Genomic DNA, 20,032 nt, shown 5'->3' with positions numbered 1-20,032 from the left:
AATCTATATGACTTTATCCGTGACCACGCTTTCCCAACTGCAACAAGTCATGACGAATGACCAAGGTTTACAAATCAAGTTGAAAGGCATTGTGGATACTCAGCAAGCTGCCGCCATCGTGGCTGAGGCCGCCGCCCAACACGGTATCACTGTGACGCAGGCCGAACTTGTCCAGCATTTTGCTGAAAGCCGCAATACCCTGGCTGACCAGGTACTGAGCGATGCAGAGCTGGATGCGGTTGCGGGCGGTTTCTCGCGTGACGAATTCATTGCCATTTCGGTTTTTAGCCTGGGGATAGGATGTCTTTGGATCAGCGTCGATAGAAACCGATCCAAAGCCCTCCCTTCCGATGATCCCATGAGGATGGGACTGGGTACGGTGGAGTTTTGCGTCGGCTGAAGTTGGCCTCGGCCCCGAGGCCCTTAGCCGAGGCTGGTCTGAACCTTGTGCGCTACCTGATCCAAGCCCTCGCGTATCCACTGGTGAGCCGGATCGTTTTGGTAGCGTCTGTGCCACATCATGTACATCGGCATCGTCGGGCAGTCCAGCGGCACGGGCGCGCTGGCCAGGTCTTTGAACAGGTGCTGCTGCAATAAGCCAGGGGCCGTGGCCAGTAGCTGGCTGCCGCGCACAAAGGCGGGCAGGGCGGCCATGCCGGGCACCATGACCTTGAACTGGCGCTGCACGCCGCGCCCGGCCAGCCATTGATCCAGGTCGAGTGCGCGCTTGGGCTCGTACACCACGGTGATGTGCTCGGCGGCCAGGTAGTCGGCCAGGCTTTGCGGCGCGTCACGCTGGCTGGGGTCGTAAAACACACGGTAGCTGTCTTCAAACAGACGTTTTTGCATCACGTCACCCCCATCGGGTGGGCGCGGGCTGATAACCAGTTGGCAGTGTTCCTGGCGCAGCATCTCCAGGCTGGGGATGTTGGACGGAATAACCCGCAGCGTCACGCCCGGCGCTTGTTTGCGTAATTGAGCCATCAGCGGCGGCAGCAAAACGTCACGCTGAAAGTCGTTGGCGGCAATGGTGAAAGTGCCGCGCCAGCGCGCCGGGTCAAACGCGCCCGACATGGCAAAACCTTCCATGGCGGCCAACAGTTCGCGGGCTTTGACAGCCAGCTGCTCGGCATGAACGGTGGCCACAATGCCCCGGCCGGATTTGACAAACAGCGCATCACCGGTGATGGCACGTAACTTGTCCAGCAAATGGCTCACCGCCGATTGCGTCACGCCCAGGCGCTGGGCGGCTCCGGTGATGGAGCCGACCTCTACCACCGCCACCAGGAGTTGCAGCAGGTGGCCGTCAAGGTCGGCGTAGTTGAACTTTGTCATAGGGTTGATTCATCGAACGGGCTCATGTGTTGGATTGTGATTCATCTGGATATTTTGTTGGATGTTCATGAGTGATCCACCTCCACCTCCACAGCCACAGTCCGCCAGTGGATAAGGTGATTTTTAAAATACAAATTAGCCTGTAGCGCTTGTTATACAAGCGCAAGTAGCTATTTATTTTGTAGTAAAAATTTCCTTTAACGCATTTGGAACAGTTCCTGGTGGAAGTGTTCGCTACCAAGCCCCAGGCGGCCAAAGCCTTCGCGCAAGGCCGATCCAAACCCAGCGGGGCCGCAGAACCAGACATCACCCTGAGCCCATGACGGCACCAACGTGGTGATGCGTTGCGCGGTCAGCGGGTCGTTTTGGCCGTCGCGGATGATATGCAAGCGCACCTGGGCCTTGTCTGCATTGGCTTGTACCCGGCGCAAGGCTTCATCTTCCAGCACGCGCACGGACCAAAACAGGTCTACGGGCTGGTCATGGCCTTGCTTGGCCAGGGCCTGCATACGGGCAATAAAGGGGGTGATGCCAATGCCCCCGGCCACCCAGATCTGGCGCGGCACGTCGCTGTTGAAGACAAAGCGGCCATAGGGGCCTTCCACTGTACACAGCTCCCCCACCTTCAGTTTGGACGGTAGCGTGCTGGTGTAGTCGCCACCTTCCTTTATCAGGAAAAACAGATGGCCGTCGTTGTGCCAGGCCGATGAGATGGTGAACGGGTGCTGGCCTTCTGCGTCGTCAAAAGTGACGAAGGCGAATTGCCCAGCATCGTGCCCGTCCCAACGGTCTTGCAGGCGTACATCCACGCGCAGCACGCCGCTCTCGGGGTGGTGCTCCAACGCCTCAATCACGCCCACTGCACGGCGGTGGATGCCAACCCGGCGCAGCAGCGATACCACCGCCGCCGCACTGCCCAGCACCATCAGCACGGCGCTCAGCGGGCCCACGCCCTGGTTCCAGAAGCTGAACTTCATCAACACCACGGCATGTACCACCAGCACCAGGTACACCACGGCCATCCAGCGGTGGGTTTTGAAGAAATGTTTGTACGGAAAGCGCTTGATCAGTGCCAGCAGCAGCAGGGCGCACAACACGTAAAACGCGTATTCGCCCAGGGTCTCGGCCAACTTGCGCTGGCTTAAAAAGAGGCCCTCCAGGCCTTCTGGCAGCGGGCCACGCACGCGTGGCCCTGGGCGCTCGATCCAGCCCAGGTCAATCAGATAACGCGGTGATTTGGCCAGCGCCCAGTGGGAAACGGACAAAACCAGGCCGGTAATGCCCAGCCACTTGTGCAGGCGGTACATCTTGTCCAGGCCGCCCAGGTGTGGCTCTACGCGAATTGGGCGTACCGACAGGATCATGCCCACACTCATCGCCACCATCCCCAGCAGCCCGGTCCAGTTGGTGAAGGCCGTGCGCCAGACAAAGTAGTTGCTGCTACCGAGCCAGGCCGAGTCGGCCCACAGCCAGAGCAAGGTGAATGTGACGATCAGCCCCAGGTAAAAGCGTTGAATGTGTTTCATGGTGTTACTTATAGAAAGCGTGTGCAAGCAAGTATCGGCCGCACCCACTGACAGAATGCAGACCGCTTGCTGACAGCTTTGTCAGCCAACACCTGCCAGGGCTCTGGAACAATCGGCGTTATGAAACTCCTCATTGTTGAAGACGACCGCCGGGCCTTGAGCTATTTGCAAAAAGGCCTGCAGGAAAGTGGCTGCACCGTGGACACCGCCGAAAACGGCATTGACGGCTTGCACCTGGCCCGTACCGAAGACTATGACGTGATCGTGCTTGATGGCATGTTGCCTGGGCTGGATGGTGTGGATCTGGTACAGGCCCTGCGCACCACGCACCGCACGCCGGTCATCATGCTCACCGCCCGCGACAGTGTGGCAGACCGTGTGCGTGGCCTACAAGCCGGGGCGGACGATTACCTGGTTAAACCGTTTTCATTTGTTGAACTGCTGGCGCGTTTGCATGCCCTGGTGCGCCGCAGCGCGCCGCTGGACGACGGCAAGCTCAACGTGGCCGATCTGGTGTTGGACCCGGTGGCGCAACAGGTCACCCGCGCTGGCAAACGCATCCACCTGACGGCCAAAGAGTTCCAGTTGCTAACCACGCTGATGCGGCGCAAGGGGCAGGTGCTGTCCAAAACCGCACTGGCCGAGCTGGTCTGGGGCATTCACTTTGATTGCGACCTGAACGTGGTGGAGGCCGCCATCAAACGCCTGCGCAGCAAGATGGATGAGGACTTTGCCGACAAACTGCTGCACACCGTGCGTGGCATGGGGTATGTGCTGGAGTGGCGTGAGGGCAACCCCGTATGAAGCTTCACCAACGTCTGTCCATTGCTGGCCAACTGGCTTGGTTGTTTGCATTTTTTGCGCTGCTGGTGTTTGGCATCTGTGGTGCGGCGTTGCTGTTTTTCCTGGACAAATCCCTGCAACACGAACGCCAGCATGTGCAGCGCACCAAACTTGAAGTGGTGATGCAAATGGTGGCACGCACCCGCGCTGGTGGCCGCGTGAGTGACCAGTGGCACAGCATTGAAGAGCATCTGAACACGCTGCACCACTCGGATCGCTCCACCTATTACTGGGTTTTTTGCCAGGAGGCACAAGGAAAAGCCTGTAGCACTGGCAACGACACCATGCGCGCCGTTGCACAGACGGCTTCTCAGACAAGGGGCTGGCAAAGGCTGCGCTTTGACGCAGCGGGTGTTCAGCCCATGGGAGCGGAATCCGGCGAGTACCTCCAGGTATTGGGGCATGCTGTGAAGGGCCTGCCACCGGGAGACCAGGTGCTGGTGATGGTTGGCAGTGATGGTGCGCGAGCGCAAGCCACCTTGAGCGACTTTGCCTGGCTGGTGACCGCGGTGGTGGTCTGCGGTGGCCTGGCCACGGCGCTGCTGGGCTGGGCACTGGCGCGCTGGGCACTGCGCCCTTTGCGCGAGTTGTCGGATGCCGCCCGCACGCTGGGGCCTGATCGGCTGGCACAGCGTCTGGACTTGCCGCCCCAACCCACGGAGCTTTACCCTCTGGTGCAGTCTTTTAATGCGGCCCTGGATCGTATGGAAGCGGCTTTCCGGCAGCTTGAAACTTTCAACGCCAATGTGGCGCATGAGTTGCGATCCCCCCTGGCCACCCTGATTGGCGCGACCCAGGTGGCCTTGTTACACCCGCGCAGTGCCGAAGCCTTGCAAGAGGTGTTGACCGACAACCTGGAAGACCTGGAGCGCTTGGCCGCGGTGGTGCGTGACATGCTGTTTCTGTCCCGCGCTGACCATGGTGAACGCGCCGATGCCACCCTGCCGCTGGATCTGCGTGTGCTGGCTGAGGAGATGGCTGAATTTTTTGAATCCCTGCTGGCAGAGTCCGGCACGCAGCTTGACATTCGCGGCAATGTCACACTGGAAGGTAACGCTGGCTTGCTCAAGCGCGCATTGTCCAATTTGCTGATGAATGCCATGCAGTACGCCCAAGCCGGAACACCGATCCAGATCACGATGGGTATCGAGCATGGGCAATGTGAACTGGCGGTAGTGAATCAGGGGCCCGCCATTGACGAGGCCACCCGTGCACGCATGTTTGACCGCTTCTACCGTGCCGACGGCGTGCGTACCCGTGATGCCGGCCACGTCGGGCTGGGCTTGGCCATTGTGCGTGCCGTGGCCAAAATGCATGGTGGCGGCGTGTTTGCCAGCAGTGCGCAGGGGGTCAACCGGATTGGTATGCGCCTGCCGCTGACGCAAACCTTTTCTTGAAATCAATCGAATTGGCTCATGTATTCCATCGTGATTGATCGGTTTATTTTGTTGGAAGAATGGCGAATACTTCAACCCGTCCATTCTCTCAATATGACAAAACAGGAGATTCCCCGTGGCATCACGCACCCCCTTACCGCAAATTCCGGGCACCAACCCGTTTGATGGCGAATACGCCAAAAGAGGTTATGCGCTCAACAAAATGTGCTTTTCGTTCAACTCGGCCGAAAACCGTGCCGAGTTCCTGAAGGACGAAGAAGCCTACATGCGCAAATATGGTTTGACCGAAGTACAGGCCGCCGCCATTCGTGCCAAAAACGTGTTGCAACTGCTCGATGCCGGGGGTAATGCCTATTACCTGGCCAAGTTTGCCGGTATTTTTGGGCTGGACATGCAAGATATCGGGGCCCAGCAAACCGGCATGACCAAAGATGAATTCAAGGCCAAGCTCGTGGCTGCAGGCAAATAGATCAGGAGAACAAGCATGGCAAAAATCATCGGTGGCCTCGGCACCTCCCACATTCCCGCCATCGGCGGCGCGATCCACAAAGGCCTGCAGCAGGACCCGTACTGGAAGCCGTTTTTTGACGGTTTTCCCCCCATCCACGAATGGCTCAAAACGCAAAAGCCCGATGTGATGGTGATCTTTTACAACGACCACGGTCTGAATTTCTTTCTGGACAAGATGCCTACCTTCGCGGTCGGCGCAGCTCCGCAATACGTCAACTCCGACGAAGGCTGGGGCATTCCGTCACTGGAGCCGCTCAAGGGTGAGGTGGACTTGTCCTGGCAAATCATCAACCATCTGATGGACAAGGAATTTGACATCACCACCTGCCAGGAAATGCTGGTCGACCACGCCTGTTCCTTGCCGTTGAAGCTGTTTTTCCCCGAGGGCGACTATTCGGTGACCGTGGTGCCGGTGTGCATCAACACCGTGCAGTTCCCGCTGCCCAAAGCCCACCGCGTGTATGCGTTTGGCCGTGCCGTGGGCGAAGCCGTGGCGGCCTGGGACAGCAGCAAGAAAGTGGCCTTCATCGCCTCTGGCGGCCTGAGCCATCAACTTGAAGGCACACGCGCTGGCTTCATCAACAAAGACTTTGACCTGAAATTCATGGAAAGCCTGCTGACCAACCCCGAGTGGGCCACCCAGTTCAGCATCCACGAATTGGTGGAAAAAACCGGCACCCAGGGCATCGAGCTGCTGGCCTGGCTGGCCATGCGTGCCGCGTTGACGGTGGGTGATCAGCCGGGGGTGCGCAAGGTGCACAGCAACTACCACATCCCGATTTCCAACACCGCTACCGGCTTGCTGGCGCTGGAAAAGGTGAGCTGATACCGGTGCAACCACCACCCTCCCGGTGGTGGTTTGTTTAAGCCGTAGCATTCCCCTGGCTGTACCAGTCCACCTTGCGGGTGCCGAGCATGACCGCAGCCAGGAGCAGGAACAGCAGCACAGAGCCCAGCAAGAGCGCGTTCTGCTCGAACTGCAACAAACCAAACAGCGCGGCATACAGTGTTGCCATGGCCGCACTGAAACCAAGCGCACGCCCCACCCCGCGCAGCACCGAGGCCAGGTACACGCCAACCAGCAGCACGGATGCACTGGCAGCCGCAGCATAGGCCCAGGCAAACGCCATGTGTTCCGACAAGCTGAGCAACAGCAAAAAGAACACTGCTTGAACCAGGCCCACCAGTCCATATTGAATCGGATGGATAGGCAAAGATTTGAGTTGCTCAAACACAAAAAATGCCGCAAAACTCAGCGCAATGAACAGAAAACCGTATTTCACCGAGCGTGTGGCCTGTCGGTACACATCCACCGGCTCAATCAAACGCACCTGAAAGCCTTGTGGCTCCTTGGCACCGGTGGAGGCCAGTGCCGTGGTTCCCCACTGGGCGCTAAAACCACTGTCTTGCACGCTGCGGGTGCGTGGTAAAAAGTCACCGCTGAAGCTGGGGTGTGGCCAATTGCCAGACAGCTCTGCTGTCGATACCGTGCCTACAGGCACAAAGCCAAAGGCGCTGGTACCCATCAGGCGCAGGGTTACCGCAAAGGGCAAAGTTCTGGCGCTGCCGTCGAGTTGCACGGTGCTGGCGATGCCGTGAAAACCTGTTTTGAAGTCGGCCAGGTCGCTGCCGCCGACGATCTCCATGGGGGTATCAGCCAGCGTGGCGATGGGTGCACCCGCAATGCCACGTGTGTCGCCTACCCCAACCGTCAGCACCGGCACGCCCCATTTGAGTTTGGCGTTGGGACCCAGGGGCGGCAAGTCTTTCACTGTGGGGGCAACATAGTTGCCACTGAGTGTGGCGGTCAGCTCAAAAACCGGTGTGCTGAACAGGCCCAGCTTGCGCAGCTCTACCTCCATCTTGCCTTTCAGGTCGACGGCTGCAGGCTTGACCTGCACCGTGTGTTTGCGAACTTGCCGCTTGCTGCCTGCCACTTCACCAGCTTTAGTCCAGCCGGTTACGGTTTCGTCATACTCTTCTTCCACGCTCACTGTCAGCACTGGACCCCAGAGTTTTTGCTCCCCCGCCGAGCTGGCCGCAATGGCACTCACCGCTTCATAGCGGTAGCTCGTTCGCGCCTGGATGGTGTTCTCGATCATCAGCAGCGGTATCCACAGCAAAACCGCCAGTACCAGCACCAGCGCAGCTTTCCATAACAATGTGTTTTTCACGTCAGCTCCTTGTTGTTGAATAAGCTGGCAGTGTCCGCAGGCTGTGTGATGTGGGTGTGATGGCGCTGTGCGCACAAGGTGAAGTCTGGGTGAATGATGCGGCGCTTGGCTCGTGCTGAGCCCAGTCACCGCGCAATTCCGTTCAATACAAACCGGCGCTGGCCTGTCAGACTTGCGTTTTATCTATGCAGTCTGAACAGGAGGCACCGTTTGATTTCTTCTTTACTCGCCATGAGTACATTTGCCCTGGTGGGGGCCATCACACCGGGGCCGGTCAACGTGCTGGCCTTGAGTCATGGGTCCACCAAAGAGGCCGGGCAACCCCTGGCCTTTGTACTGGGGGCCAGTGTGAGCTACGCTTGGGTTGTCATGCTGATGGGCACAAGTGCCCAGCATGTGCTTATTGGCCATCCCATGCTGGTCAGTGCCACGCAGTGGCTGGGCTGCTTGTATCTGCTGTTCCTGGCCTGGAAAATGGCCAGCGCGCCTACATCGGCACTTCAACCCGTACCAGGCGATTCACCGACACACCGCTGGCAGGCCTTTGGCAGTGGTATTTTGATACAGGCGCTTAATCCGAAAGCCTGGCTGGTTGCGCTCTCGGGAGTTGGTCTGTTCGTTTTGCCGCAAGCGGATGTAGGAGCCTATCTGTGGCTTTTTGGTGGTGTCTCCTTGCTGGCCTGCCTGATCGGGGTTGGCACCTGGGCCATCATGGGCAGTGCATTGGCGCGTTGGCTCGAATCACCTGTCCGCCAGCGCCACCTCAACCTGGCATTGGCTGGCACACTCGCACTGACGGTCGTCGGTATGATTCCCGCCATCTCGCCCTGAACCTCCTATGCACCTGCCTGGCACTCATCACGTACACCGCCACCCGGCCACTCCCTGGGCCGAGTTGCGGGTAAGTGCGCGTTCAGCCGACTGCTACCGCATGCACACACATGCCGAATATTCCATAGGCATCGTGGATGACGGTGAGGCCATGTTCCATCATCCCAGCGGCCCGCAGAAGGTTCAACGGGGTTCTGTGGTGTTGATTGAGCCCGATGTCATCCATGCCTGCAACCCCCAACAACGGCAAGTTTGGTCTTATCGCATGCTCTTTGTGGAGGCAAACTGGTTACACGACCGGATCGCTGCGCAGCAAAGCCGTTTGGAACCCGTCACGGCGCTGCACTTTGCCTCACGTACCCTCAATGACACCGCTACTTCCGAGTGGGTGGATCAACTTTGCCAACCCTTGGGCAGCGATGCGGCTGCCACGCAGCAGATCCAGCAACTTGTCCAATGGCTGGCCCCCCTTCTTTTGCCTGGTGCCCCGTGTGACCAGCCGCCATACCCGTTGTTTTTGGAGCCCGCCTTGCAACGCCTGCATGGTGGCCTGGACATGGGGGTGAGTGTGGGAGAGCTTGCACAAAACTGCGGCATGAGTCCCTCGCAATTCACGCGCCGTTTTAAGGGGGCAATGGGCGTGGCCCCGGCGCAGTTTCTACAGAACCTGCGTGTGAATGGTGCCCGGCGCTTGATTGCCGGTGGTGCTTCGCTGGCCGAGGCCGCACACGCCATGGGTTTTGCCGATCAGGCCCACATGCAGCGCGCGTTCAAACTTCGACACGCCATGACACCGGGCAGCTATGCACCGCACCGGGCTGAGCCCATGCCAGGCCGGGTGATCAGTCCTCGCCCAGACCGATGGGTGCCGGAGCATGGTTCACGATACGGGTGAACAATTGCTCGAACACTGGATCCAGCGGGTATTTGCCGGTGAGGGGGTCGCAATTGGTCTCGAATGCGGCATCGATCTCCTTCCAGTCCTCAACACTCAGCACTTTCAGGGCGGCGGGCAGGATCACGTTTTCTTCAAGTCGCATGTGTTCCAGGTAAAAGCCAAGGTAGCGCTTGGCGGCTACCGCAAAGGGCTCACGGCGTGATTCACCCAGCAACTCCCAGGCCAACAGCAAGTGCTGCAGCTTGCGTACATTGGACTCACCCAGTTCGTGTTCCTTGTCCAGCTGGGCGATCAACGCTGCCGTCTCGGGCACCCGTTCGGCCACTTTGGGGAACAGCAGCTCGGTTTCTTTGGGGTGGTGCAGGCGCTCAGGAAACTCGTCGATGTAAAACAGCATGGAGCGTAATACGTCGAAGAAGTTTTGTGGATGTGCGCCCGGCCCACGATCCACCATCATGCCCAGTGAGCGCAGCATGGCCGCCAGGGCAGTGTGTTCGTCGCGAATGATGTGAATGCTGGAGGGTTCCATGGTCGGGTCTTTGGGTGAAGGTTAAAGGTCATTTTTTAAGCATATTCATGCCTGTAGAGCACGTGGAATATGCGCAAGTAGCTATTATTTAAATAGCAATTAAGCTCAGCGGGCCACACCCAGCAGCTTGTCCAGCAAGACAGGTTGCTCCTGCAGGCTGCGGGCAGTGCCGGTGTACACCACGGTGCCACGATCCAGCACGGCGGCGGTGTCCGAGATGGCCAGAATCGCCTGCGGGTGTTGCTCCACGATGATGGCTGACAGGCCTTCGTCACGGGTGATGCGCCGAATGGCGCGCAGCAGCTCCTGCACAATGATGGGTGCCAGGCCTTCGCAGGGTTCGTCCAGCAGCAGCAGCGTCGGGTTGAGTACCAGCGCGCGACCCAGCGCCAGCATCTGCTGCTCGCCACCTGAGAGTTGTGTCCCCAGGTTGCTCTTGCGCTCGGCCAGTCGGGGAAACAGCTCGTACACACGCTCGGGTGTCCAGGGGCGCGAGGCCCGGCCAGCACGGGCCGGGCGTGCCACGGCCGTGAGGTTTTCGTGCACCGTGAGGGACTTGAAAATGTTGCGCTCTTGCGGCACCCAGCCAATACCGGCTGCGGCGCGTTCGTGGGAGGGCAGCTTGTGCAGCGTCACCGCTGTGGTGCCAGCACCCAGGCTGATGCTGCCGCCGTGTTGGCGCGTGGCCCCGGCCAGGGTGTTGATCAGTGTGGTTTTGCCGGTGCCGTTGCGCCCCAGCAGCGCCAGCGTTTGGCCCTCATTGATAGACAGCGACACACTGTGCAAAACCACGGCTTCGCCATAACCGGCACTTAAATTGTCGACTTTGAGCAGCTCACTCATGGCGTACGCCTCCTGCACCTGCGTTCATGGCATCAATGCCTTCGTTGATTTCATCTCCATGGCCCAGGTACACCGCCTTGACTTGTGGATCGTTGGCAATCTGGTCCGGGTCACCCTCGGTCAGCACCGTACCGTTGACCAGGACGGTCATGCGGTTGGCAAAACTGAACACCAGATCCATGTCGTGTTCGATCAGCAAAATGGACACGTCGGCAGGTAATGCCGCCACAGTTTGCAGCAGCTCTTCACGTTCACCTGCGGGTACACCGGCAACGGGCTCATCCAGCAGCAGTACACGAGGCTCGCAAGCCAGGGCAATGGCAATCTCCAGCAGGCGGCGTTTGCCGTAGGCCAGTACACGGGTTTCCTGTGCCATCACCATTGTCAAATGAAACTGCTCCAGCAACTGTTCACAGCGCTCGGTGACCCGCTTTTGCGAGCCCAGCGCCTGCCACCATTTGCCACCCAGCCCTTGCTGTTGCGACACGACCATGGCCAGGGTTTCAAGCGGGGTCAGGGTGTCAAACAGCTGGTTGATCTGGAATGTACGCACCATGCCACGGCGCACCCGTTGGTAGGGGGCCAGGTTGGTGATGTCTTGTCCCTCCAGGGTGATCTTGCCCGAGGTGGGTTGCAACACACCAGTGAGTAAATTGATCAGTGTGGTTTTGCCTGCGCCATTGGGGCCGATCAAGGCGTGGCGGGCACCTTTTTTTAAATCCAGCGTGACATTGTTGGTGGCGGTAATACCGCCAAACTTCATCACCAGGCCTTGGGCTGACAGTACGGTGTTACTCATGCTGCACCTCCTGTTTTGCGTTTACCGAGCCAGGTCCAGGGGCGGAACAGGCGTTCACGCCCCACCAGCACCAGCACCACCAGGAACAGACCAATCCAAAAAGTCCAGTACTGCGGCGTGATGCTGGAGATGGCATCCTGCATCAGTTTGAACACAATGGCACCCGTGATGCCGCCATACAGCCAGCCGACACCACCCACGACCAGGATCAACATCACATCGGCAGAGCGGTGAAACTCGAACAAATCCAGCGACGCAAAACCGGTGGTCTGCGCCAGCAAAGCCCCGGCAGCTCCGGCCAGGGCGGCCGCCACCGTGTAAACCAGAACCAGGCGGCTGTTGACGGCAATACCAATCGCCATGGCACGCAGCCGGTTGTCACGAACCGCTTTGAGCGTGGCACCAAATGGTGAGTTCACCAAACGCCGTGTCAGTACAAACATCACCAGCAACACAGCCAAGGAGTACCAGGCTGCCACGCGGCCATAGAGGTCAAACTCAAACTGGCCCAGCAAGGGGCCCATCATCACACCTTGCAGGCCATCGGCACCACCGGTCAACCAGTCCATCTTGTTGGCCAGCTCCCCCAGAATCAGGGCCACGCCGAGCGTGACCATCAGTCGGGTCAGATCGGTGCCGCGCAAAATGGTGGCGCTGCACAGCGCACCCAGCACGGTGGCGCTGGCAATCCCAACGGCCAAGCCAACCAGCGGATCAGGCATGACCAGTTTGGCAAACAGGGCCGCCGAATAGGCTCCCATGCCAAAAAAAGCGGCATGACCCAGCGAGACGATGCCAGTAAAGCCCAAAATCAAATCCAGCGACAGGGCAAACAGCGCCACGATGGCGATTTCGTTGATGATCAGCGCATGCTCCGGTAACACCAGGGGTAGAACCAGTGCCAGTAGCCACAGCGGGATTTCCCAACGCTTCCAGCGGCCGGTCTGGCGCAGCAGGTTTTGTGTATTGCTCATTATTTACCCCCTTTGCGCACAAACAGGCCTTGTGGTCGCCAGATCAAAATGGCAATCATCAGGCTGTACACAATGAAGCCGCCCAGTTTGGGGATGTAGTACTTGCCTGCCACGTCGGCAACGCCCAGCAACAGTGCGGCCAGCAGCGGGCCGGTGATGCTGGAGGTGCCGCCCACGGCGACCACGATCAAAAAGTAAATCATGAATTTCAGCGGAAAGCTCGGGTCCAGCCCCAGCACTTCTGCACCCAGTGCTCCTCCCAGCCCAGCCAGACCGGAGCCCACGGCAAAGGTGGTCAAAAACACCACGTTGACGTTGATGCCCATGCCGGCAGCCACGCGCTGGTCGTCTACCGAGGCACGCAGGCGGCTGCCGAATCGGGTTTTGGTCAGTACGTATTGCAGCGCCACGGTGAGTGCCGCACACACGGCAATGATGAACAGCCGGTAATGCCCCATGCCCAGCATCCAGGCCCCATCACCCAACTCAGTGCGTCCCTTGAGCCATTCAGGCAACTGGACGATTTGCTGACCAGAGCCAATGAAGTAATCGGCACTGGCTACCGCCATGAAGGTCAGGCCAATGGAAAACAGCACCTGGTCCAGGTGGGGTTTGTGGTACAGCGGGCGGTAGAGCGTGCGCTCCAGCACCGCGCCCAACAGCGCCGAACCCAGAAAGGCCAGCGGCAGGCACAACAAAAACGGCACGTCAAATTGCTGCATCAGCAGCACGGTGATGTAGCCACCCACCATGGCAAAGGCACCGTGTGCCAGGTTGATGAAGTTCATCAAGCCCATGGTCACGGCCAGCCCTACAGCCAGAATGAACAACAGCATGCCGTAGGCGATGCCATCAAAGAGGATAGTCAGCATGAGAGGTTGCGTGAGTGAATATAAAAAAACAACGTAACAATAAACGGCAAGCGTATCGGTTGGAGGCTGTGATTGGGTAATACGAACGGGCTTCGGGGTGAAGGGCGCGGAGGCAAACTTGCATTCACCCGCAACGGCTCCCGCGTGATTTCACCTCGAAACCGCATGCGTATTGCCCAGTCGCCGCCCCCAACTGCAACAGTCGCTGCGTCCAATCACCCCATCCAAGAAAGGTCTTGCAACAAGGGTGACCAGACTTCTGTGTCGCTTACTTGGCCTTACCCGGGTCTTTCACGTCTTTGATCACGTCAAATTCCACGTTGTAGAGCTGGCCGTCTTTCTTTTCAACTTTGCGCAGGTAGATGTTGTGCACCACGTCACGGGTTTGTGCGTCGATGAACATCGGGCCGCGTGGGCTCTCAAAAATCTGGCCCTTCATGGCTGCCAGCAAGGCATCCCCACCGCCTTGGCCTTTGGTGGCTTTGAGCGCTTCGTATATCACGCGCATGCCGTCATAACCACCTACGGCCATGAAGTTGGGGCGCAGGCTGGGGTTGGCTTTGGCAAAGGCATCAACAAACTTCTTGTTCACGGCAGATGGGTGGGCCGTTGAATAGTGGTGTGAGGTCACCACACCCAGCGCGCCGTCACCCATGTCATTGAGTTGGTCATCATCGGTGATGTCGCCCGTGCCAATCAGCTTGATGCCAGCCTTGTCCATGCCACGTTCAAGAAACTGCTTCATGACCGCAGCGCCTGCGCCAGAGGGCACAAAAACAAACAGCGCATCGGGTTTGATATCACGTACTTTTTGCAGGAATGGTGCAAAGTCCGGGCCGCGCAAAGGCACACGCAAAGACTCGGACACTTGCCCACCGTTGAAGACAAAACGCTCTTTGAAGTACTTTTCAGCATCAATGCCGGGACCGTAGTCGCTGACCAGCGTTACCACTTTCTTGATGCCGTTTTTGGGAGCCCAGTCCCCCATAGCCACCGCAGCCTGTGCCAGTGTGAAGCTGGTACGCACCACATAGGGTGAAGCCTGAGTGATGCTGGAGGTGGCCGCAGCCATGACCACCATGGGTGTTTTGGATTTGGTGGCCAATGGGGCCGTGGCCAATGCGGAGGGGGTAATGCCAAAACCTGCCAGTACATTCACCTTGTCACTCACGATCAACTCCTGCGCCAGGCGTTTGGTGACATCGGGAATGCTGGTGTCGTCCTTGACGATCAATTCCACCTTTTTGCCTGCGACCGTGTCGCCGTTTTGCGCCATATAAAGTTTGGCGGCGGCTTCAATCTGGCGGCCGGTGCTGGCCTGCTGCCCGGTCATGGGCAAAATCAGGCCAATTTTGAAGGTGTTGTTTTGAGCTATTGAATTGCTAGCGGCCAACGATGCTGCAGCAAGGGCTACGGCATGAATGAATAGTCTTTTGTTCATGGGTTGTCTCCAAGGTGGTGGGAAGGTTCGCTTTCTTATTAATGTGCAGTCAAATCGAGCTGAGCGCAAGAGCGATTTCCGACTCTTAGCTATAACACTTTGAAATAACCCGGGCTGGAGTTTTCAAGCTGCTCAATGGCATCCGCACCGGTATGCTGGCCTGTGTTGCGGTGAATGGATGGCAGGGGGTGAATTTGGCGGTCAGGTCTTCGTCAAGGCCCAAGTTTGTCCCAATAGTGTCACTTTCTGAGCACCTTCCCGATCTCAAGCTGGCATGATCGAGGTAACCTGATCTAAGCTAATCAGATGCCAACCAAGTAGATAGAGACACCATGCAAACCCCTTTGATGATTGATTCCATAGATGCCTGCGTAGACCACGTGCTGGATACAACCCCCGGCGACATTGTGCTTGGCATTCCGCTTGGTGTTGGCAAGCCCAACACCTTTGTGAACGCGCTCTACCACCGCATCAAGGCCAACCCCAGCCGCAAGCTCAAGATCATCACGGCGCTCTCACTGGTCAAGCCGGTCGGCAAAAGTGAGCTGGAGCGGCATTTTCTGAAACCCCTGGTGGAGCGTGTGTTTGCCGACTACCCGGATCTGGAATACGTCAAGGACTTGCGCGGCCCCGGCCTGCCGCCCAACATCGAGGTGAGCGAGGTGTTCATGAAAACCGGTGATTACCTTGGCAATCATGTGGCACAGCAAAACTACATTTCCAGCAACTACACCCATATTGCCCGCGACATGGTGTCTCAGGGCATGAACGTCATTGCACAGGCGGTTGCATGCCGACAAGACGGTGAAGCGCTGAGTTTGAGCCTGTCAAGCAACCCGGATGTGATTCTTGAAGTGATGGAGATGTACCGTGCATCAGGCAACAAGATCACCGCCATCGGCGTGGTTAACCAGCAGATGCCCTACATGCCGAATACGGCTGAAGTCCGCCCCGATTTCTTTGACCTGCTGGTCACCGATCCGGCGGGCACACACACCGTCTTTGCCCCACCCAATGGCAAGGTGAGCGTGGCGGACTATGCCATCGGCCTGCATGCCTCCAGCCTGGTGGCCGATGGTGGAACTTTGCAAATTGGTATTGGCTCGCTGGGTGATGCGATCAGCCAGGCGCTCATCCTGCGGGATCGGCACAGCGTTGAATATCGGCATATCCTGGAAGCCATCTGCCCCGATGGATTGGAGGGGCGCAACCTGGACCGCTTCAACGAGGGTCTCTATGGTTGCTCGGAAATGTTTGTCAACGGCTTTCTCAAGCTGATCGAGGCTGGCATCATCCGTCGCGAGGTGTTTAACGATGCGGTGTTGCAGCAATTGCTGAACAAGGGCGCCATCCCTGACGCAACAGTCACCTCCCAAACGCTGCGCGCCTTGTTGGATGCCGCTCGTGTGCGCTCACCGCTGGGCGCAGAAGATTTTGCGTTTTTGCAGCGTTTTGGTGTACTGCGCCCGGAGGTCAGCCTCAAAGGTGGGCAACTGGTCATGGGCAATCTGCACTGCAGCGCCAACCTGCTAGATGAATCTGCCTTTGAGACGGTATGCCAGCACATGTTGGGCTCGCGCCTGCTGGGTGGCATCACCATGACGGGCGGTTTTTTCCTGGGGCCGCGCGACTTTTACGAACACCTGCGGACCATGCCTGCTCATGAACTGGCCAAGATCGACATGACGCGCATCGACTTCATCAACCAGCTGTATGGTCAGGAAGAGCTCAAACGGGCGCAACGCCGCAAAGCCCGGTTCATCAACACCACCATGATCATCACCTTGCTGGGCGCTGCCGCCAGCGACGCGCTGGAGTCCGGCCAGGTGGTCAGCGGCGTGGGTGGCCAGTACAACTTTGTGGCCATGTCGCATGCGCTGCCCGATTCGCGCCTGATCATGATGCTGCGCGCCACCCATAGCCACAAAGCGGGGGTGATCAGCAGCATTGTCTGGAACTATGGGCATGTCACCATTCCGCGCCATTTGCGTGACATCGTCATCACCGAATACGGTGTGGCCGAGTTGCGTGGTCAGCCCGATGGGGAAGTGGTCAAGCGCCTGATAGCCATCGCCGATTCCCGTTTTCAAAATGAGCTGCTCAAGCAGGCCAAGGCACATGGCAAGCTGGACGCAAGTTACCAGATTCCAGAGCGCTACCGAAACAACTTTCCCGAAGCCTTGCAGCAGAAACTCAAACCCTGGGCGCAGGCCGGTTTGCTGCCAGACTTTCCCTTTGGCACTGACCTGACGACGGAAGAACTGCACATGGTGGGTGCCCTCAAGAAACTGAAACATGCCAGTGAGCACCCAGCCCAGTTGCTGTCGCTGGTCGTCAAGAGCTTCTGGGAGAACAAAGAGGTGCCGCAGGCCTACCTGGAGCGCCTGGGCCTAGCAGATTCCAGCAGCCTCAAGGATGCTTTGGTACGCCGCCTGCTGGCGGGGAACCTGTAACCAAGGGATTCATTTTCCCGAGCAGCTCAGCGGCAGGGCGCTTCAGGCTGAATTTTGAGAATGAATTGGCCCTGCGGTACGCGAGTGCTAATGCAGCACGACACTGAAGAGGCTGTCGATATCGACGGTCTGGATCAGGAAGTCGCCACCATTGGCTTTGATGAACTGTTTGACCAGTCGGCCGTCGGCGCGCTCGCCAAACGGGGTCGGCATGATTTGCTCGGTATTAAACTCCGGCACCCCATGTAATGCGTCCACCAGCAAGCCAATGAAGTGCTCCTGGCTGCGAACGATGATCACCTGACTGCTTTTGTCAATATTGGAAGTGCGCCCGTTCAACAAGTAGCCCAGGTCAAAAACCCACACCGAGCCGAGGTTCAGCTCGTTGCGTTGCAGGCCCAGCAGGCCGATGCGGGCCTGCCGTTGACCCCGGGAAACAGAGGATATTTTTGATGCAGGCAAGGCCTCCAGCACATGCTCGGCGGGCATGGCGAACAACACGCCATCGACAAAAAAGGTGGCAAATTCGCGTCCGTCCATGGCGGACAGGTTGGATTGCAACACCGTCTTGCTTTTGTGGCTGGATCCGGCCCGTTCACGCACCTCGCCAAACGAATCAAAGACCACCGCCAGCACATCCTCGCGGTAGCCATCTGACACCTTGAATTCCCGGTAGCCCCGGGACACCGTGCAGCCCATGATGGCGTAATGCCCATCGTGGATGACGATGCGCGAGGTGCTGCGGCCATTGGGCAGCTTCAGCAACGCCGGGTCTAACGGCAGGGTGGAGCCGACCGGGCGCGTCGGGTCGGTGCTGGCGATGATGTTGCCAAGCCGGTCCACAAACATCGCGTTGACCCCGGTTTTGCTGCCCAGGCCACCGCGCAGCATGGCATCAAACTCCGGTTGGGCATCGAACACAATGCCGATGCCACCAACGATGGTTCTGGCATCTTCTGGGTGGCGGATGGCCGCGTGGTAGATGTAGGTGTGTTTTCCGCCGTACAGCATGCTGGGAGCAAACGGTGTGACGTGGTAATCCTGCTCGCTGCGCAAATTGCGAACCTGGACCAGGGTGTCGGCATCTATCTGCATGCCCAGTACGGTGCTGCTGTCCTGTTCCAGATGGGTGCTGGCGATGATGACACCGTTGGCATCGTAGACAAAGATTCGCGTGTAAACGGTGTACAGGCGGTTGATGTACTCCAGGATTTGCGTGATCTGGGCAATCTGCTCCCGCTGGTGTGTAGGTTGGGCCAGCGCGGCCTGTAACTCGGGTGTCAAGGCCCACCAGCGGCAGTCGTCCGAGCGCTCATACAGGTTGCGGTCCAGCAGGTCAACCAGCAGATTGGACACAAATTCCGAATCGCGCAGGCTGGATGCCAGCACGGTTTCATACAGATCACCAATCGATTTGGAAAACAGCTCGTTGCTGCGGGCACCGGTTTCGCTGATCTGGTCCAAAATAGTTTTCAGTTTGGCCTGCTCTCCTCGCTGGCCAGTGGTCATGACCTGGCCGTTCCACACCACGCGCTGGATCGTCTCGGCCGCTGTCATGATTTCGTAGAGTGGTGGCGAGAACGACTGCGCGTGCGACAGCAACCCGGCGGCAATGCCGGGGTCAAGCTGCGACAGGGTGTCCATACCGTTGTCGGTAAAGGCCACATCCACCGGAATCATCACCTGACCCTGCCAGCCGTGTGGTCCCGGGTAGCCTTGATATCCTTGGGCCTGAAAGGTGCGCACCAGGTATTCACGGCCAGCAAACATCATCAGCCTGGCGGTGGCACCAGGGTTGACCGGTACCACGGCACCAGGTGGAATCCACAGGGCATCAGCACTTTCAATCACCCGGTTGTGACCATCCAGCAGCATCATGTTGGAGCGTCCGCCCGGGTCGCGGTGAGACTGGAAGATGCCGGCCATTTCCTGCTCGAAGTTGAAGCACAGGCACAGCACCCCGGCCACCGCGCCGGTTTCAGGATGCAGCATGCGGCGCGAGTAGATCAGTGCCTGCTTTTTGGCCGGGCGTAAATCGGTGGCGCGAAAGGTTTCCACATAGGTGTCGCTGGCCAGGGTTTGGGCCAGCAGAGGGTCGACGCTGCCTTCCAGTGGCGTGGTGTCGTCAATCTGCACCAGTACATTGCCAACGCTGTCCAGCAGGATGATTTCGTCATAGACGGTGTATTTGCTGCGGTAGGCGCGCAGTCGCAAGCGTATGGCATCCTGGTTGTCGGTCAGCCCGGCGACAAAGTTGCACAGCTCGTTGTCGGTGGCCAGAAAGCCGACATCGGCGGTGCGCTCGTACAGGTTGCGCACCACGATGTCGATCACGTATTGCGCCTTGGTGCCAATGGCATCCAGCACGGTGGACACCTTTTCGTTCACCAGGCTGACCACCAGTTCCTGCTCAAGCCGGTTGAATCCCTCACGCGTGGCGGCCATGGTGGGCAAAATGGCTTTGGCCTCGACCGGGCAGTTCATTTTGGCAGACGACTCGATCATGCGCCACACCAGGTTCAGCTCGTGCAGCGACTGCTCGCAGCGCACCACGTCGCGCATGTACGGCAGATAGGTGTCAATGGAGAGGGGGGGCTTTGTGTTCAT

General features: G+C 58.5%; 18 protein-coding genes. 8 read left to right on the top strand and 10 right to left on the bottom strand.

Translation table 11 applies throughout. The features are described from left to right. The first annotated feature begins 7 nt into the window (after positions 1-7). Positions 8-400, top strand: coding sequence for a hypothetical protein (locus LDN84_RS12815; protein WP_223903846.1), 393 nt, complete (start codon positions 8-10; stop codon positions 398-400). Between the two features lie 23 nt (positions 401-423). Here the strand turns inward: LDN84_RS12815 and LDN84_RS12810 are convergent, their stop codons facing one another. Next, complete coding sequence (locus LDN84_RS12810) at positions 424-1,335, bottom strand: LysR family transcriptional regulator (RefSeq protein ID WP_223903845.1); 912 nt, start codon at positions 1,333-1,335, stop codon at positions 424-426. Positions 1,336-1,532: 197 nt separating this feature from the next. Then, the gene (locus tag LDN84_RS12805; RefSeq protein ID WP_223903844.1) at positions 1,533-2,861 is read right to left on the bottom strand and encodes a ferredoxin reductase family protein; all 1,329 of its coding nucleotides are present in this window, start codon (positions 2,859-2,861) and stop codon (positions 1,533-1,535) included. A 120-nt stretch (positions 2,862-2,981) separates the two neighbouring features. Here LDN84_RS12805 and LDN84_RS12800 point away from each other — a divergent pair, with 120 nt between their 5' ends. The 4 genes from LDN84_RS12800 to LDN84_RS12785 all read left to right on the top strand — a co-directional run bounded on the left by LDN84_RS12800 (position 2,982) and on the right by LDN84_RS12785 (position 6,437). Beyond that, positions 2,982-3,665 (top strand): heavy metal response regulator transcription factor, encoded by a 684-nt coding sequence (locus tag LDN84_RS12800; protein WP_223903843.1) that lies wholly within the window; start codon positions 2,982-2,984, stop codon positions 3,663-3,665. After that, the gene (locus tag LDN84_RS12795; protein WP_223903842.1) at positions 3,662-5,101 is read left to right on the top strand and encodes a heavy metal sensor histidine kinase; all 1,440 of its coding nucleotides are present in this window, start codon (positions 3,662-3,664) and stop codon (positions 5,099-5,101) included. Before LDN84_RS12800 ends, LDN84_RS12795 begins: the two co-directional genes overlap by 4 nt. A gap of 115 nt (positions 5,102-5,216) precedes the next feature. Continuing rightward, positions 5,217-5,570 (top strand): protocatechuate 4,5-dioxygenase subunit alpha, encoded by a 354-nt coding sequence (locus tag LDN84_RS12790; protein ID WP_223903841.1) that lies wholly within the window; start codon positions 5,217-5,219, stop codon positions 5,568-5,570. Positions 5,571-5,585: 15 nt separating this feature from the next. Continuing rightward, positions 5,586-6,437, top strand: a complete 852-nt coding sequence (locus LDN84_RS12785; protein WP_223903840.1) for a class III extradiol dioxygenase family protein — start codon at positions 5,586-5,588, stop codon at positions 6,435-6,437. A 37-nt stretch (positions 6,438-6,474) separates the two neighbouring features. Here LDN84_RS12785 and creD read toward each other — a convergent pair whose 3' ends face one another. Next, a complete protein-coding gene (gene creD, locus LDN84_RS12780) occupies positions 6,475-7,785 on the bottom strand; it encodes a cell envelope integrity protein CreD (RefSeq protein ID WP_223903839.1) in 1,311 nt (436 codons plus the stop codon). A gap of 231 nt (positions 7,786-8,016) precedes the next feature. Between creD and LDN84_RS12775 the strand changes: the two genes are divergently transcribed. Together LDN84_RS12775 and LDN84_RS12770 are read left to right on the top strand one after the other, a co-directional pair. Next, on the top strand, positions 8,017-8,616 hold the full coding sequence (locus LDN84_RS12775) for a LysE family translocator (RefSeq protein WP_223903838.1): 600 nt from the start codon (positions 8,017-8,019) through the stop codon (positions 8,614-8,616). Between the two features lie 7 nt (positions 8,617-8,623). Further along, positions 8,624-9,511: a helix-turn-helix domain-containing protein gene (locus LDN84_RS12770; RefSeq protein WP_223903837.1), complete on the top strand. Its 888-nt coding sequence runs from the start codon at positions 8,624-8,626 to the stop codon at positions 9,509-9,511. Here the strand turns inward: LDN84_RS12770 and LDN84_RS12765 are convergent. The 6 genes from LDN84_RS12765 to LDN84_RS12740 form a co-directional block, all read right to left on the bottom strand. Next, the gene (locus LDN84_RS12765) at positions 9,459-10,043 is read right to left on the bottom strand and encodes a hemerythrin domain-containing protein (RefSeq protein ID WP_223903836.1); all 585 of its coding nucleotides are present in this window, start codon (positions 10,041-10,043) and stop codon (positions 9,459-9,461) included. The two genes, LDN84_RS12770 and LDN84_RS12765, sit on opposite strands and share 53 nt — an antisense overlap. 105 nt (positions 10,044-10,148) lie before the next feature. After that, positions 10,149-10,886, bottom strand: a complete 738-nt coding sequence (locus LDN84_RS12760; RefSeq protein WP_223903835.1) for an ABC transporter ATP-binding protein — start codon at positions 10,884-10,886, stop codon at positions 10,149-10,151. Beyond that, on the bottom strand, positions 10,879-11,685 hold the full coding sequence (locus LDN84_RS12755; protein ID WP_223903834.1) for an ABC transporter ATP-binding protein: 807 nt from the start codon (positions 11,683-11,685) through the stop codon (positions 10,879-10,881). The genes LDN84_RS12760 and LDN84_RS12755 overlap by 8 nt, the downstream gene beginning before the upstream one ends. Beyond that, complete coding sequence (locus LDN84_RS12750) at positions 11,682-12,659, bottom strand: branched-chain amino acid ABC transporter permease (RefSeq protein ID WP_223903833.1); 978 nt, start codon at positions 12,657-12,659, stop codon at positions 11,682-11,684. Before LDN84_RS12750 ends, LDN84_RS12755 begins: the two co-directional genes overlap by 4 nt. Then, on the bottom strand, positions 12,659-13,531 hold the full coding sequence (locus tag LDN84_RS12745; RefSeq protein ID WP_223903832.1) for a branched-chain amino acid ABC transporter permease: 873 nt from the start codon (positions 13,529-13,531) through the stop codon (positions 12,659-12,661). Before LDN84_RS12745 ends, LDN84_RS12750 begins: the two co-directional genes overlap by 1 nt. A 268-nt stretch (positions 13,532-13,799) precedes the next feature. Beyond that, entirely contained in the window at positions 13,800-14,972 is a 1,173-nt protein-coding gene (locus tag LDN84_RS12740; protein WP_223903831.1) for an ABC transporter substrate-binding protein, read from the bottom strand. A 332-nt stretch (positions 14,973-15,304) separates the two neighbouring features. Here LDN84_RS12740 and LDN84_RS12735 point away from each other — a divergent pair, with 332 nt between their 5' ends. Continuing rightward, positions 15,305-17,425, top strand: coding sequence for an acetyl-CoA hydrolase/transferase C-terminal domain-containing protein (locus LDN84_RS12735; RefSeq protein WP_223903830.1), 2,121 nt, complete (start codon positions 15,305-15,307; stop codon positions 17,423-17,425). A gap of 87 nt (positions 17,426-17,512) precedes the next feature. Here LDN84_RS12735 and LDN84_RS12730 read toward each other — a convergent pair whose 3' ends face one another. Then, positions 17,513-20,032 (bottom strand): chemotaxis protein CheW, encoded by a 2,520-nt coding sequence (locus LDN84_RS12730; RefSeq protein WP_223903829.1) that lies wholly within the window; start codon positions 20,030-20,032, stop codon positions 17,513-17,515.

Source organism: Rhodoferax lithotrophicus (assembly GCF_019973615.1).
GTDB lineage: Bacteria > Pseudomonadota > Gammaproteobacteria > Burkholderiales > Burkholderiaceae_C > Rhodoferax > Rhodoferax lithotrophicus.
Note: the sequence above shows the minus strand (reverse complement) of the source record. Positions and strands in the feature narration are given on the sequence as shown.

Coding starts and splice junctions, on each gene's coding strand:
- LDN84_RS12815 (WP_223903846.1), top strand. CDS start 8: ATGACTTTATCCGTGACCACGCTTTCCCAACTGCAACAAGTCATGACG.
- LDN84_RS12810 (WP_223903845.1), bottom strand. CDS start 1,335: ATGACAAAGTTCAACTACGCCGACCTTGACGGCCACCTGCTGCAACTC.
- LDN84_RS12805 (WP_223903844.1), bottom strand. CDS start 2,861: ATGAAACACATTCAACGCTTTTACCTGGGGCTGATCGTCACATTCACC.
- LDN84_RS12800 (WP_223903843.1), top strand. CDS start 2,982: ATGAAACTCCTCATTGTTGAAGACGACCGCCGGGCCTTGAGCTATTTG.
- LDN84_RS12795 (WP_223903842.1), top strand. CDS start 3,662: ATGAAGCTTCACCAACGTCTGTCCATTGCTGGCCAACTGGCTTGGTTG.
- LDN84_RS12785 (WP_223903840.1), top strand. CDS start 5,586: ATGGCAAAAATCATCGGTGGCCTCGGCACCTCCCACATTCCCGCCATC.
- LDN84_RS12775 (WP_223903838.1), top strand. CDS start 8,017: ATGAGTACATTTGCCCTGGTGGGGGCCATCACACCGGGGCCGGTCAAC.
- LDN84_RS12770 (WP_223903837.1), top strand. CDS start 8,624: ATGCACCTGCCTGGCACTCATCACGTACACCGCCACCCGGCCACTCCC.
- LDN84_RS12765 (WP_223903836.1), bottom strand. CDS start 10,043: ATGGAACCCTCCAGCATTCACATCATTCGCGACGAACACACTGCCCTG.
- LDN84_RS12760 (WP_223903835.1), bottom strand. CDS start 10,886: ATGAGTGAGCTGCTCAAAGTCGACAATTTAAGTGCCGGTTATGGCGAA.
- LDN84_RS12755 (WP_223903834.1), bottom strand. CDS start 11,685: ATGAGTAACACCGTACTGTCAGCCCAAGGCCTGGTGATGAAGTTTGGC.
- LDN84_RS12750 (WP_223903833.1), bottom strand. CDS start 12,659: ATGAGCAATACACAAAACCTGCTGCGCCAGACCGGCCGCTGGAAGCGT.
- LDN84_RS12745 (WP_223903832.1), bottom strand. CDS start 13,531: ATGCTGACTATCCTCTTTGATGGCATCGCCTACGGCATGCTGTTGTTC.
- LDN84_RS12740 (WP_223903831.1), bottom strand. CDS start 14,972: ATGAACAAAAGACTATTCATTCATGCCGTAGCCCTTGCTGCAGCATCG.
- LDN84_RS12735 (WP_223903830.1), top strand. CDS start 15,305: ATGCAAACCCCTTTGATGATTGATTCCATAGATGCCTGCGTAGACCAC.
- LDN84_RS12730 (WP_223903829.1), bottom strand. CDS start 20,032: ATGAACACAAAGCCCCCCCTCTCCATTGACACCTATCTGCCGTACATG.